14 protein-coding genes are annotated in these 14,340 nt (G+C 61.1%); 12 read left to right on the plus strand and 2 right to left on the minus strand.

Annotation, left to right across the window (positions count from 1 at the left end; translation table 11 throughout):
* Positions 1-20: 20 nt before the first annotated feature.
* The 9 genes from ACXYMP_RS12260 to pgi all read left to right on the plus strand — a co-directional run bounded on the left by ACXYMP_RS12260 (position 21) and on the right by pgi (position 8,779).
* Complete coding sequence (locus ACXYMP_RS12260) at positions 21-1,073, plus strand: cobalt-precorrin-5B (C(1))-methyltransferase (RefSeq protein WP_458906637.1); 1,053 nt, start codon at positions 21-23, stop codon at positions 1,071-1,073.
* Positions 1,070-1,801 (plus strand): precorrin-6A/cobalt-precorrin-6A reductase, encoded by a 732-nt coding sequence (locus ACXYMP_RS12265; RefSeq protein WP_458906639.1) that lies wholly within the window; start codon positions 1,070-1,072, stop codon positions 1,799-1,801. The genes ACXYMP_RS12260 and ACXYMP_RS12265 overlap by 4 nt, the downstream gene beginning before the upstream one ends.
* The gene (locus ACXYMP_RS12270; protein ID WP_458906641.1) at positions 1,777-2,415 is read left to right on the plus strand and encodes a DNA-3-methyladenine glycosylase family protein; all 639 of its coding nucleotides are present in this window, start codon (positions 1,777-1,779) and stop codon (positions 2,413-2,415) included. Before ACXYMP_RS12265 ends, ACXYMP_RS12270 begins: the two co-directional genes overlap by 25 nt.
* A complete protein-coding gene (locus tag ACXYMP_RS12275) occupies positions 2,415-3,098 on the plus strand; it encodes an alpha/beta hydrolase (RefSeq protein WP_458906643.1) in 684 nt (227 codons plus the stop codon). Before ACXYMP_RS12270 ends, ACXYMP_RS12275 begins: the two co-directional genes overlap by 1 nt.
* A gap of 167 nt (positions 3,099-3,265) precedes the next feature.
* Entirely contained in the window at positions 3,266-3,850 is a 585-nt protein-coding gene (locus tag ACXYMP_RS12280; protein ID WP_458906645.1) for an HNH endonuclease, read from the plus strand.
* An 81-nt stretch (positions 3,851-3,931) separates the two neighbouring features.
* The gene (locus ACXYMP_RS12285) at positions 3,932-4,882 is read left to right on the plus strand and encodes an agmatinase (RefSeq protein WP_458906647.1); all 951 of its coding nucleotides are present in this window, start codon (positions 3,932-3,934) and stop codon (positions 4,880-4,882) included.
* 115 nt (positions 4,883-4,997) lie between these two features.
* Positions 4,998-6,452: a glucose-6-phosphate dehydrogenase gene (gene zwf, locus ACXYMP_RS12290; protein ID WP_458906651.1), complete on the plus strand. Its 1,455-nt coding sequence runs from the start codon at positions 4,998-5,000 to the stop codon at positions 6,450-6,452.
* Positions 6,449-7,123, plus strand: a complete 675-nt coding sequence (gene pgl / locus ACXYMP_RS12295) for a 6-phosphogluconolactonase (protein ID WP_298571117.1) — start codon at positions 6,449-6,451, stop codon at positions 7,121-7,123. Before zwf ends, pgl begins: the two co-directional genes overlap by 4 nt.
* Before the next feature lie 24 nt (positions 7,124-7,147).
* Positions 7,148-8,779 (plus strand): glucose-6-phosphate isomerase, encoded by a 1,632-nt coding sequence (pgi, locus tag ACXYMP_RS12300; protein WP_458906654.1) that lies wholly within the window; start codon positions 7,148-7,150, stop codon positions 8,777-8,779.
* 57 nt (positions 8,780-8,836) lie between these two features.
* Here pgi and ACXYMP_RS12305 read toward each other — a convergent pair whose 3' ends face one another.
* Positions 8,837-9,796: an alpha/beta fold hydrolase gene (locus ACXYMP_RS12305; protein ID WP_298571113.1), complete on the minus strand. Its 960-nt coding sequence runs from the start codon at positions 9,794-9,796 to the stop codon at positions 8,837-8,839.
* Between the two features lie 32 nt (positions 9,797-9,828).
* Complete coding sequence (locus ACXYMP_RS12310; protein ID WP_298571111.1) at positions 9,829-10,119, minus strand: SCP2 sterol-binding domain-containing protein; 291 nt, start codon at positions 10,117-10,119, stop codon at positions 9,829-9,831.
* Positions 10,120-10,302: 183 nt separating this feature from the next.
* On the opposite strand from ACXYMP_RS12310, the gene ACXYMP_RS12315 reads away from it, so the two are divergent.
* Genes ACXYMP_RS12315 through ACXYMP_RS12325 form a run of 3 tightly spaced genes read left to right on the plus strand, consistent with a single transcriptional unit; the run spans position 10,303 to position 14,310 of the window.
* Entirely contained in the window at positions 10,303-10,932 is a 630-nt protein-coding gene (locus tag ACXYMP_RS12315) for a tetratricopeptide repeat protein (protein WP_458906657.1), read from the plus strand.
* A gap of 54 nt (positions 10,933-10,986) precedes the next feature.
* On the plus strand, positions 10,987-13,878 hold the full coding sequence (locus ACXYMP_RS12320; protein WP_458907340.1) for a helicase-related protein: 2,892 nt from the start codon (positions 10,987-10,989) through the stop codon (positions 13,876-13,878).
* Between the two features lie 57 nt (positions 13,879-13,935).
* A complete protein-coding gene (locus tag ACXYMP_RS12325) occupies positions 13,936-14,310 on the plus strand; it encodes an RNA-binding S4 domain-containing protein (RefSeq protein WP_298571213.1) in 375 nt (124 codons plus the stop codon).
* Positions 14,311-14,340 lie beyond the last annotated feature (30 nt).

A 14,340-nucleotide genomic window follows, 5' to 3' on the forward strand; every position in this document is an offset into this window, starting at 1 on the left:
CTGCGCCTATAGTCGGCGCGATGAGCAGTGATTTGCCCCCCAAACTGCGCCGTGGCTGGACCACGGGCGCCTGCGCTACGGCTGCCGTAAAGGCGGCGCTGGAGGGGGTGTGGGGCGCAGGTGTGCCGTCACAGGTCACGATCACCCTGCCCAAAGGTGAAACCCCAACATTCCAGATTGAAGAGGCCGCGCGGGATGACGGCTGGGCCGAAGCCGCGATCATCAAGGATGCGGGCGACGACCCGGATGTGACCCACGGTGCCCTGATCCGCGCGCATGTCGCGTCCGGGCAACCGGGGCAAGGCATCCGCTTTCTGGCAGGTGATGGCGTGGGCATCGTCACCAAACCCGGCCTGCCCATTCCACCGGGCGAACCCGCGATCAACCCTGTGCCGCGCCAGATGATGAAAGGGGTCATTCACGAAGCGGCGGATGCGTTCGGAAAAAGCGCGGATCTGGATGTCACGATCTCGGTTAGGAATGGCGCGGAACTGGCTGAAAAGACTTGGAATCCGCGTCTTGGCATCAAAGGCGGGCTGTCGATCCTTGGCACGACGGGCATCGTTCGCCCGTTTTCCTGCGCCGCATGGATCGCCTCGATCCACCGGGGCATTGACGTGGCCCGCGCCGAGGGGTTGGCACATGTGGCGGGCTGCACGGGGGCAACGTCCGAACGCGCGGTGCAGGCGCTTTATGGCCTACCGGATGGCGCAATGCTTGATATGGGGGATTTTGTTGGGGGATTGTTGAAATATCTCGCGCGCCACCCGATCCAGCGTGCGACCATTGGCGGAGGTATTGGAAAATTGACGAAACTGGCACAAGGCGCGCGCGATCTGCATTCAGGACGCAGTCAGGTGAATTTTGAAACACTCGCCATCTGGCTGGATGACGCCGAAGTAAAGCACATGAATACGGCCCTTGAGGTCTATGAAAAACATGGAAAAAAGATGTCAGATTTGATCGTCGAGAAAGCCCGGCGCGAGGCCGCCAAGATGTTGCGGGATGCGGACGTTGCCCTTGATGTTGTCATGATCGACCGCAAAGGCGCGGTGATCGCGCGGGCGTCGTGAAAACCTTACTGCTGGCAGGAACGCAAGAAGCGCGCGCGCTGGCGGACCTGTTCGTCGCAGACGGCGTGGATGCGGTCGCGTCACTGGCGGGTGTCACCGACGCGCCAAGGTTGTTCCCCATCCAAACTCGCAGGGGCGGGTTTGGTGGCGAGGCCGCGCAAGAACGCTTTATGCAAGACGGCGAGTTTGACGCCGTGATTGACGCAACGCATCCGTTCGCAACCCAGATTTCCAGCCGCAGCCTGACCATTGCGCGGCGATTGGGGGTGCCATATCTGCGCCTGCTGCGCCCCTCCTGGCGCGCTCAGGACGGCGATCTGTGGCACAGTGTTGAAACGGAGAAAGACGTCGAAAAGCTGATCCCGCAGCGCGCGCGCGTGTTTCTGGCGACCGGGGCGCAATCCATCGACAAATGGGCCGGTCTTGCAAAAGGCAGAACGCTGTTTTGCCGGCGTGTGGACCGAACAAATGACCCGTTTCCCTATGAGGGAAGCTGGATTATCGGCCAGCCGCCTTTTGTTCTGGCTTATGAAATGCGTTTGCTGAAAACATATGCAGTAGAGTGGGTTGTGGCAAAAAACTCAGGTGGTCCGACCCGCGCAAAGCTTGATGCAGCGCGCGCCTTGGGGTTGCCGGTCGCCTTGCTGGACCGGCCCGCGATGTTGGACTGCGATCATGCGCAAACCGCTCAAGAGGCGCTGACGTGGCTGACCACACAGAGCGCCTGATCCGTGGGCCGGATTGCTTGCACGAAGGTGCTGCGTGGCTTTGCGCCAAGGAGCCCAGATTTCAGGGTGTTCTGGATCAGATCGACGAAATACCGCTGCGTCTGCGCGAAGACGGTTTTGAAGCCCTCTTGTTTGCCATCGTCGGCCAGCAGGTTTCAACCGCGTCGGCGGCGGCGATCTGGGCGCGGATTGACGCGGCCGGGATGACCACACCCGACAGCGTCGCCCAAGCCAGCCCGGAAGGTCTTGCCGCTTTGGGCCTGTCGCGCCCCAAAATCCGTTATGCCCACGCGCTGGCTGGGGCGGGGCTGGATTACCCTGCATTGCGTCGCGCACCGTCAGATCAAGTGATCGCGACCCTGACTGCCGTGCCGGGTATTGGGCTTTGGACCGCCGAAATCTATGCCTTGTTCGCGCTGGCCCGCGCCGACATCTTTCCGGCGGGTGATCTGGCCTTACAAGAGGCGGCCCGGATGCTGTTTGATCTGCCCACCCGGCCAACCGACAAAGCGCTGCGCACCATGGCCGCAGACTGGACACCCTGGAGGGGCGTTGCAGCCCGGCTGCTCTGGGCGTATTACCGGGTCGAGAAAAAACGCGAAGGGGTCGCATGATGAACCGCATTCTGGATGTAAAACGCCGCGAGGCTGCCTCGGGCACGACCAAGTCGGTCGTCGTGTTTCTGCACGGGTATGGCGCGGATGGCGCGGACCTTTTGGGTCTGTCTGATCCGCTGTCAGAACACATGCCGGATACCACGTTCATCGCGCCCGACGCCCCCGAGAAATGCGCAGGAAACCCAGTGGGCTTTCAGTGGTTCCCGATTCCGTGGCTTGACGGTTCTTCCGAAGAAGACAGCATGAACGGTGCCAATCAGGCCGCGCTGGATATCGATGCCTTCTTGGATCAGGTGCTTGAAGACGAGGGGATAACCCCTGAACAGCTCATCGTTTTCGGGTTTTCGCAAGGCACGATGATGGCGCTGCGCGTGCTGCCGCGCCGGTCCGAGCCGATCGCGGGGCTTGTGGCGTTTTCCGGACGCATGCTGGAACCTGACCAGTTCGCGGAGCAGGTGAAATCGAAACCACCGGTGTTGCTGGTGCATGGCGATCAGGATGACATGGTTCCGCCCGGCCATTTTTCGGAAAGCGGCGAGATCCTGCAAGCCGAAGGGTTCGAGACCTACGGCTTCATCATGAAGGGCACGGGGCACGGCATCGCCATGGATGGCCTGTCGGTCGCGCTGAGCTTCATGCAAGACAAGCTGGGCATCGCGCGCGCCGCACAGCCCAAGTAGCTGGCGTTTCCACCATCCTGACGGACGGTGGTGTGATGCCGGTGCGGCCTCTATATCTAGGGGTTGTCAGGTTGAATTGCCCATATATAGTCATCTTATATTGCTGGGGCGGGTATCTCGCCCTGATCCGACCGCGACGGGTCGATAAGGTGAGGTGATGTGGCACGATGGACGGAGACTTCAGGACAGATTTTGTGCGCGAAGGGGGTGGCGTGAAGAACCACGCGGCCCTGGTGCTCAATGCCGACTACAGACCGCTTTCCTACTACCCTTTGTCACTGTGGCCTTGGCAAGAGGCGGTGAAGGCCGCGGTGCTGGACCGGGTCAACATACTGGCTGAGTATGACGAGGTGGTCAGAAGCCCGTCGCTTGAAATCAGGATCCCGTCGGTCGTCGTCCTGAAAGACTATGTCAAACCTCAAAAGCGCGTGGCCTTCACGCGCTTTAATCTTTTTCTGAGGGACGAGTTTTGTTGCCAGTATTGCGGTGCACGGGGTGATTTGACCTTTGATCACGTGGTGCCACGGGCGGCAGGCGGGGTGACCAGCTGGGAAAACGTCGTCGCGGCTTGTCAGCGGTGCAACCTGCGCAAGGGCTCGAAACCGCTGCGCCTGTCCGGGCTGCATCTGCGCCGCCCGCCGCGCCAGCCCGCCGCAGAAGAGCTGCGCAATGTCGGGCGCAAATTCCCACCGGGCCACCTGCATGAAAGCTGGATGGATTTCCTGTATTGGGATGCCGAACTGGACGCCTGAACCCGCCCGACGCTGCACCTTTTTTGAATGACCCGCACCCGATTGCCAGTTAGCCTTGCCGCAACTCAAGGGAGCTTCGCCATGTCCGACCCATTCTTCACGCCAATCTCCGGTTTCGATCTGCCACGGTTTGCCGGTGTGCCCACATTCATGCGCCTGCCGCATGTGGATTTCGATCATCCGCGATTTGACGAAGTGCAGATTGGCCTGATCGGCGCGCCATGGGACGGTGGCACCACTAATCGACCCGGCCCACGCCATGGGCCGCGCCAGTTGCGCGATCTGTCCACCATGATCCGTGCGCAAAACGGGGCGACCGGTGTGCGCCCGTTCGAGGCCGCGAACTGCGCCGATCTGGGCGATGTGGCCCCAAACCCCGCCGACCTGATGGACAGTTTGCAGCGGATGGAGCGGTTCTATGAACGGGTGAAGGCGGCGGGGATCAGGCCGCTGACAGCGGGCGGCGACCATCTGTGCACCCTGCCGATTTTGCGCGCTTTGGCCAAAGACAAGCCGCTGGGCATGGTGCATTTCGACAGCCACACGGATCTGTATCACTCCTATTTCGGCGGGACCATGTATACCCACGGCACCCCGTTCCGCCGCGCGGTGGAGGAGGGGCTTCTGGACCCTCTGCGTGTGGTGATGATCGGTATTCGTGGCACGGCTTATGACAACGAGGACCGGGATTTCGCCGAAAGCGTTGGCATCCGGGTCATCCCGATCGAAGAATTCCACAAGCGTGGCGTGGCCGATGTGATGGCCGAAGCTCGTGACATCGCGGGATCAGGCGACACCTATGTCAGCTACGATATCGACTTTGTTGACCCGGCCTTTGCGCCCGGCACCGGCACGCCGGAAGTGGGTGGCCCAAACTCGTTTCAGGCGCTCGAAGTGGTGCGCGGCTTGCGTGGGACTAAGATTGTCGGGGCAGATCTGGTTGAAGTCTCGCCCCCGTTCGATGCATCCGGCGCAACCGCATATCTGGGCGCCTCGATCATGTTCGAGCTTTTGTGTGTCATGACGGGCTAGGTGACGGACCACTTTCGCTTGAGGTCGCGCCGATGAATGCTAGACTTCGTGGGTATTGATCGGTAGAACGCATTTCACACAGTTCGTTAGCGCTAACGCAGTCTTGGAGGTTCCCATGGTCTCTCGCGTCATTCCAGTCGATCCGTTCGACCTTGTGATCTTTGGGGGCACGGGTGACCTTGCGCGCCGCAAGATCCTGCCCGGTCTGTATCGGCGTTTTCAAGATGAACAAATGCCCGACACCGCGCGCATCATCGGCGTGGCGCGCAGCGACATGGATACCGAAGGGTATCGGGCGTTCGTCAGCGAAGCGGTGCGCGAATTCATTTCCAAAAAGAAGTGCGATCCAAAGGTGTTGTCAGCCTTTCTTGACAGGCTGTGCTTTGTTCAGGTCGACGCGGTTGGGGAACAGGGATGGGACAAGCTGAAGGCCAAAATTCGCGATGAGCACGTGCAGGCCTTCTATTTCTCGGTCGGACCAAACCTGTTTGGGCCCATCGCGGAACGCTTGCATCGCCATGGCATTGCCGGGCCCGAGGCGCGCATCGTGGTCGAAAAGCCCTTTGGGCATGATCAGGCGACTGCGCGGGCGCTGAACCAGGTGCTGGCCCGGCATTTCGATGAGGGTCAGATTTATCGCATCGACCACTACCTTGGAAAGGAAACCGTCCAGAACCTTATGGCCTTGCGCTTTGGAAACATGCTGTTTGAACCGCTGTGGAATGCGCAATACGTGGACCACATCCAGATCACGGTGGCCGAAACCGTCGGGGTCGAAGGTCGCGGCAGTTACTATGACAAGTCGGGCGCGATGCGCGACATGGTGCAGAACCACCTGATGCAGCTTCTTTGCCTGACCGCGATGGAGCCGCCTTCGAAATTCGAACCTGACGCTGTGCGTGACGAGAAACTGAAGATCATACGCGCCCTTGATCCGGTGACCTCTGACGATATCGTGCGGGGGCAATATCGCGGTGGCGACAGCGTGGCGACCTATCTTCAGGACGCCGAAACCGATGCCAGCACCACTGAAAGCTTTGTGGCGATGAAGCTGCATATCTCGAACTGGCGCTGGAACGGGACACCCTTCTATCTGCGCACGGGCAAACGTCTGCGCGCCCGGATGTCCGAAATCGTCGTGCGCTTCAAGGAACCGCCTCATTCGATCTTTGAAGAGGATACCGGCCAGTCCGCCAACGAATTGTCGATCCGCCTGCAACCCAATGAAGGCATGGATTTGAAGGTCACGATCAAGGAACCCGGACTGGGCGGCATGCGTCTGATCGACGTGCCGTTGGATATGACCTTTGCAGAAGCCCTTGGCGATGATGTGGCCGATGCCCCTGATGCCTATGAACGGCTGATCATGGATGTGATTCGGGGCAACCAAACGCTGTTCATGCGCGGAGACGAAGTAGAAGCCGCCTGGGCCTGGACCGATCCGATCATTGCTGGCTGGGTAGACCGTCGCGACAAGCCCAGGCTTTACGACGCTTTCTCGACGGGACCGGAAGAGGCGCTTATGCTGCTCCACAAAGACGGACGTCGCTGGAGGGAGATCCGCGAATGAAACTGATCGAATATGCCGATCGCGACATGATGATGCTGGATTTGGCGGACACGCTGGCCTCGGAATTGGTGGCGATGCTGGATCACGAGGATCGCGCGTCGTTGGCGGTGCCCGGCGGGACGTCTCCCGGTCCGGTGTTCGATGCCCTTTGCGCTGTCGATCTGGATTGGGCGCGGGTGGATGTCATGTTGACCGACGAACGCTGGGTGCCGGAAAGCGACCCGCGGTCAAATACGGCGTTGTTGAAGGCGCGGCTGTTGGTCAACAACGCCGCCAAGGCGCGGCTGGTGCCGCTTTACGCGGACACCGCAGCACCAGAAGACAGCCTGGACGCCCTGTCGCGCGGGGTTTCTGATGCCTTGCCCTTGTCGATCGTGCTGCTGGGGATGGGGGCCGATATGCACACGGCCAGCTTGTTTCCGGGGGCAGATCGGCTGTCAGATGCGTTGTCGACGCGTGCGCCGGCCGTGCTTGCTATGCGCGCGCCAGGGGCGAGCGAGCCGCGCGTCACGCTGACCGCCCCGGTTCTGAACGGGGCGATGTCAAAACACCTGTTGATCCTGGGTGAAGCGAAACGCGCGGCTTTGGCCGTGGCGCTCAAGGCGGATGACGCGATCGAGGCACCGGTCAAAGCCGTTTTGCCGGATATGACGGTGCATTGGGCGGCCTAGCTGCCAACACGGGGTGGGGGAACAATGGATATCAGTAATCTGAAGGTCTATCACGACGCCAATAAGGACCGTGATATCGCCGCGTTGTTTGCGGATGGCGACCGCGCGGCGGCGTTTTCAACGCGCACGAACGGGCTGGTGTTCGACTGGTCCAAGACCGCGTTGGACGATACGGGCGTTGACTTGCTGTTGGCACTGGCGGATGCGGCGCAGGTGGCATCACGGCGCGACGCGATGTTCTGTGGCGAAAAAATCAACCTCACCGAAGGGCGCGCTGTGCTGCACACGGCGTTGCGTGCCGGGTCCGAGGCACAAATCCACGTTGACGGTCAGGATGTCATGCCAGAGGTGCGCCAGACGCTGATCCGTATGCGCGATTTCGCGTCTCGTTTGCGATCCGGTCAGATCCGAGCCCCCGGTGGCGGACGCTTTCGCGATGTGGTCAATATCGGGATCGGTGGCTCTGATCTGGGGCCCGCCATGGCGACGCTGGCGCTGTCGCCCTACCATGACGGGCCACGGGTTCATTTTGTGTCGAACGTGGACGGGGCGCAGATCGCGGATGTGCTGTCGGGGTTGAACCCGGCCGAAACGCTGGTGATCGTGGCATCCAAGACCTTTACGACCATCGAAACGATGACCAATGCCGCGACGGCGCGCGATTGGCTGATGCGTGATCTTGGGGCAGCCGGGGTCGGGCTGCATTTCGTGGCGCTGTCCTCGAACCTTGAAAAGACCACCGATTGGGGCATCGCCGCTGAACGCGTGTTCGGCTTTGAAGACTGGGTTGGCGGGCGATATTCGGTGTGGGGCCCCATCGGGCTTTCGCTGATGATTGCGATCGGGCCTGAGCGGTTTGAACAATTGCTGGCCGGTGCGCGCGATATGGACGACCATTTCCGCACCACAGACGGGCGCGCGAACATGCCCTTGATGCTGGCGCTTGTCGGGATTTGGCATCGGCAGGTCTGTGGCTACCCGACACGGGCTGTTTTGCCCTATGAACAACGCCTTGCACGGCTGCCGGCCTACCTTCAACAGCTCGAGATGGAAAGCAACGGAAAACGCGTGGCGCTGGACGGGCAACCATTGTCCGTGCCGTCAGGCCCCGTGGTCTGGGGCGAACCCGGCACCAACGGCCAACATGCGTTCTATCAATTGATCCATCAGGGCACGGATATCATTCCATGTGAATTCCTCGTGGGCGCGACAGGGCATGAGGCTGAGCTGGCCCATCAACACAGCTTGCTCGTCGCCAACTGCCTTGCACAGTCGCAAGCCCTGATGCAGGGGCGCAGTCTGGAGAAAGCGCGCGCGCTGATGGCGGCCATGGACTTTAGCGGAGACGAGCTGGAGCGGCAGGCCGCGCACCGCGTCTTTCCCGGCAACCGCCCGTCGACCACGTTGGTCTATCCCAAGCTGACGCCGCATGTTTTGGGTCAGATCATCGCGCTTTATGAACATCGGGTGTTTGTGGAGGGGGTGATCCTTGGCATCAACTCGTTCGACCAATGGGGCGTCGAACTGGGCAAGGAACTGGCTGTCGCGCTGGAACCGGTGGTGACCGGCGCGCGTGATGGGGCAGGGCTGGACGGATCGACCCGCGCCCTGGTGTCACATGTGCAGGCGATGAAGGCCTCTGTGCCAAGAAATTGAATTTACTCGATTGCGATTGATGTGGCGAAGGGGTGTCCTGCGCGCCAGTTGGCTGGCTCAGGCCGCTGACGTCTCGCTCTGCCGCTGTGCCAATATCTCCAAAGCCTCATATACGCGTTTGCGGATCGGTCGGGCTTCCATCAGCACCTCGTGTTCGCATCCTTGGGCGATCTCAAGCCGACCAAGCGGCCAGCGCGCCATGTAGTCGTGAACCGGTCCCGGCTCGACGATGCGTTCGTGTGTGCCAAGAAAGGCGACAGCCGGCAACGATGGGGCTGGCATTGCCATCAGATCCCGCATTTCGGTCAATGCGGCGAACAGCCAGCCGGTGGTGGGTCCGCCCAAGGTCAGTTCGGGATGCTGCTTGGCCTGATCTTGCATCAGCGCATACATCTCGCGATCCGTGGTCAGCATGTTGTCGTCAAACGGCTGCGTGGAAACATAGGTCGCCCGCGCGGTTCCGGGTGACAGCATCAGCTTCAACGGGGTTTGATGCAACGCCCAAGACAGGCTCCAGGCAATGGGCTTGAGCGGTGTTGACATGGTGATGCCCCACATCGGCGCGGAAAAACAGGCACCGACGACATCCAGCCCATTCTGGAGCGACCGCAGACCAATGCAGCCGCCCATCGAATGGCCCAGCAGGGTAAAGGGGCGGGGCAGGTCCAATTCCGTGGCAAGGGCCATCATTTCAGCCAAATCGGTTTGGTATTCGTCGAAATGGCTGACATGACCCAGCTCGCGTTCGGCATCGGGCCGGTCTGACAACCCTTGCCCGCGCCAGTCAATCGTCAGCGTGTCGAACCCGCGCGCGGCCAATTCTGCGGCGATCAGGCCATATTTCTCAATATATTCGGTGCGACCGGGGAACAGCAGAACGGTGCCACGCAAAGGTGTTTCGCTGATGCGCGGCCAGTGACCAAGACGCAGCCTGACCCCGTCCGAGGTCATGCGCCAAAACGCCCGCCCGTCAGGCGGACCTTTGGCGATATCTGCAAACAGCGGTGCGTCGCTCATCTCGCCCCCCGATTGACCCTTGTCAGACCATTCTAGCCCAACGCAGCGCCAAGTTGCATGGCCAGTCCCATGTTGCCATCGACCGACAGTTTGCCAGTCATGAACGCAGTGGTCGGGTTCATTTCGCCCGACAGCATGTCCTGAAACACGCCAGCATCGGCCGTCAGAGTGACATCTGCGTCGTCATCGCCTGCGCGTGCGCCGCTTCCATCCACAATGATCGCGCCTTCGCCTTCGATCACGAATTTGGCAGTTCCGCCGTCAAACCCATCGCTCATCTTCTCGTTCAGCGAAGCCACAGCCTTATTGATCACGTCACTCACGTGTAATCCTCCGATTGGTGCCCGACAGGGCTTTTGTATCATCTGAATGCTAACGCAGCGTTGACGCGGGCGTAAACGGCTTTTCGGCCGAAGTGACGTGTGGGAACCATCAGACGGGCGAAAACCTGCCGTTTGCACGGGAAAGTGTCTGTTACCGGCCCCGCCATGGCGTTAACTTGACGTATGACCTGCCGCATTCTGACCGCCTGCAACTTCAACAGCCTGTTCGCCTTGGCGATGATCACCTGTCTGGGCGGATCCTCTGGTGCGCTTTTGGCACAAGGAACGGATCTGGGGGACAGCCAGTCGGTGTCCTCTGAATTGATCGCGGGGGAAGGTCAGAGCGAACTGGATCGCCTTTTGGCGCTTTTGCGTCAGGCCGATGACAGCAACTGGCAAGCGTTGGAGGACGAGGTCTGGGAGCTTTGGTCCAAGTCAGGCTCTGACGCGCTGGACCTGCTTTTGGCGCGGGGGCGCAAGGCGATGGAGGGCGACGACCTTGAGGCTGCAATCGAACATCTGAGCGCGTTGACCGATCACGCGCCGGACTTTGCCGAAGGATGGAACGCCCGCGCCACTGCCTTCTATCGGGCGGGTCGGCTGGGGTTGGCGCTGGATGATATCGCCCGTGCACTGGCGTTGGAGCCGCGCCATTTCGCAGCACTGACCGGGCTGGGCATCATCATGGAGGATCTGGGCGACCCACGCCGCGCGCTGGATGCCTATCGCCTCTCGCTTGCTATACATCCCCGCAACCCCGACGTAAAAGAGGCCGTTCAGCGGCTTGAAGCGGCGGACGGGCAGGATATCTGATCGGAAATGGCGCGCGCGGGCGCGCCTGCCGAACAGCGACGGGAAAGGCAGAACATGGTCTCGGACAATGCGCGGGGTGGCCCGCGGATCACGGCCGTTCTTGGCCCGACCAACACGGGTAAAACCCACTATGCGTTGGATCGGATGCTGGGCTACCGCACCGGGGTAATTGGCCTGCCGCTGCGCCTTCTGGCACGCGAGGTGTATGACAAGCTGGTGGCCCTTCGTGGCCCCAATGCGGTCGCGCTGGTCACTGGCGAAGAGCGCATCGTGCCCGAACGCGCGCAATATTGGGTCGCGACGGTCGAGGCGATGCCGCTCGGCGTCGGGGCAGAATTTGTCGCCATCGACGAAATCCAGCTTTGCGCCGACCCGGAACGCGGGCACGTGTTCACCGACCGGCTGCTGCACATGCGCGGCACGCAGGAAACGCTGTTCATGGGGTCCGACACGATGCGCAGCGCCATCGCGGGTTTGGTGCCTGAGGTGCAGTTCCTCTATCGCGAGCGGTTTTCCGAGTTGGTTCATTCCGGCTCGAAGAAACTCAGCCGCATGCCGGGGCGCTCGGCGATCGTGGGGTTCTCGGTCGATAACCTCTACGCCATTGCCGAGTTGATGCGTCGCCAAAAAGGGGGCGTGGCTGTCGTCATGGGCGCGCTGTCGCCCCGCACGCGCAACGCACAGGTCGAGATGTATCAGAACGGCGAGGTCGACTACCTGATCGCCACGGATGCCATCGGGATGGGTCTGAACCTTGATATCGACCATGTGGCGTTTTCGGCCCTGTCGAAGTTTGACGGCCACCGGATGCGGCAATTGGCGCCGAATGAGCTGGCGCAGATCGCCGGACGGGCAGGGCGCTATATGAAACATGGCTCGTTCGGTGTGACGGGCGAAGCCGCGCCGCTGTCCGATGAGATGGCCGATGCCATCACCTCGCATTCCTTCACGCCGATCCGCAAGCTGTGTTGGCGCAACGGCGATCTGGCGTTTGGCAATGTGCAGGCACTTATTCGCTCACTCGAATTGCCCACCACCAACAGCTGGTTGGCGCGGGCGCGGGACGCGGATGACCTTGTGGCCCTGAAGATGCTTGCGGAAGACGCCGAGGTGGCCGCGCGCGCCACTGACGGGCGCTCTGTCGGGCTTTTGTGGGATGTGTGCCGCTTGCCCGATTTCCGCGGTATCAGCCATGCAGAACACGCCGGTCTGATCACCAGCCTTTTCAATGACATCCACGAACATGGGCGCGTGCGCGAAGACTGGTTTGCCCGGCAGGTGAAGCGGATTGACCGCACCGAAGGCGATATCGACACGCTTTCCAAACGGTTGGCATATATTCGCACATGGACATATGTTGCACAACGACGCGATTGGCTGGATGATGTTGCCCATTGGCGCGGCGAAGCGCGTGCTGTAGAAGATCGCCTGTCGGATGCACTACACAGCGCATTGACCAAAAGATTTGTAGATCGCCGCACCTCTGTGTTGCTGCGGCGGTTGAAACAGAAGGAGAGCCTCGTGGCTGACGTGAATGACAAAGGTGAAGTGACGGTCGAAGGCCAATTTGTTGGTCGACTGGAGGGGTTCCAGTTTCGTCAGGACTCCGCCCAAAGCCCGGAAGAGGCAAAAACCCTCCGCGCGGCCAGCATGAAGGCGCTCGCGCCCGAATTCCACCTGCGTGCGGACCGTTTCTATAACGCGCCCGATACCGAGCTTGATTTCACTGAGCAGGGCGGGTTGATGTGGGGCGAGCTTGCCGTTGGTAAGCTGGTCAAGGGCGACGAGCTGCTAAAGCCGCGCGTGCAGGCCTTTGTTGACGAGGAAGCCGGAACGGATGTCGCCGAAAAGGTCACCCGCCGCCTTCAGCACTTCATCGACCGCAAGGTGCAGGCGCTGTTCGAGCCGCTGACCACCATCGAAAAAGACGAGACGCTGACCGGCCTGGCCCGGGGCTTTGGCTTCCGCATGATCGAGGCGTTGGGCATTATCCCGCGCGATCAGGTGGCGCAGGAAGTGAAAGAGTTGGATCAGGATGCCCGCGCGGCATTGCGCAAGCATGGCGTCCGGTTCGGCCAGTTCACGATCTTCATGCCTTTGCTGCTGAAACCCGCGCCGACGCGTCTGCGTCTGGTGCTGGACAGCCTGTTCAAAGACCTGTCCGAGTTTCCGGAATCGCCCCCGCCCGGTTTGGTGACGATCCCCGCGGTCAGCGGTGTCGACCCGCATGCCTATTTGCTGGCAGGTTACCGCCCAGCCGGTGCCCGTGCGATCCGGATCGACATGTTGGAACGTCTGGCCGACCAGCTGCGCGCTGAAGACAGCCGTGGCGGGTTTGAGGCGAAAGCCGACATGCTGTCGATCACTGGCATGACGCTGGAGCAGTTTGCCGACTTGATGCAGGGACTTGGCTACAAGGCTGACAAGGCCGAGCGTGTGAAGGTGAAAGCGCCCGCAGTTGGGGCGGCTGACAGCACGGTTGCCGGTGATCCCCCTGTCGAAACGCCAACCGAGACGCCAAACGAAACACCTGCAGCGCCCCCCACTGAAGTGCCGGCCGAAGCGCCGGTTGAAGTCCCGACCGAGACACCAACCGAAGCCCCTACCGAGGTGCCGACGGAAACGTCTGCCACAGATGCGGCGCCCGCTTCCGACGGCGAAGAGGCCCCCGAAACAGAGGTCTTTTATACCTTCACATGGGGTGGTTTTGGCCGCGCGCGCGGTGGAAAACCGCGCGGCGAACGGGCGGCGCAGGGCGATCGTCCTCGTGGAAAGCAGGGTGGCAAACCCGGTGGCAAGCAAGGTGGCAAGCCGGGCCGGGGTGGTCCGCGCAAAGGACCGCAGGACAACAAGCCCAAAAGCTATCAGTCTGGTCCGCGCAAGGAAAAAGCCATCGATCCTGACAACCCGTTCGCGGCTCTGTTGGCGCTGAAGGAAAAGAACTGATTGGTGAAGGCCGACAACTCAGGGGGCGGTGATGCCGCCCCTTCGAACGGCCCGAAGATGCGGGCCGACAAGTGGCTTTGGCATGCGCGGTTTTTCAAGACGCGTGGGTTGGCGACCAAGTTGATTTCAGCAGGCCACTTGCGGGTCAACAGCACCAAGGTGTCAAAACCCGCCTTCAATGTTGGGTCCGGGGATGTGTTGACCTTCCCGCAAGGCAATCAGGTTCGGGTGATCCGTATTCAGGTCCTATCGACTCGTCGTGGTCCTGCCACCGAGGCACAGGCGCTGTATGAGGATCTTGATCCACCACAGCCGCGCCAGAATTCTGTCCCGGAAGGTCTTACCTCGGGCAAGAAATTCTACGGCAAAGGCCGCCCAACCAAGAAAGATCGTCGCAACTTGCCAGTTTCCCGTGGTGGAATGCTTGATTGATCGCGCGCCCTGCAATATTGGAGGCGGTAA

The organism is Aliiroseovarius sp. CAU 1755 (assembly GCF_054482655.1).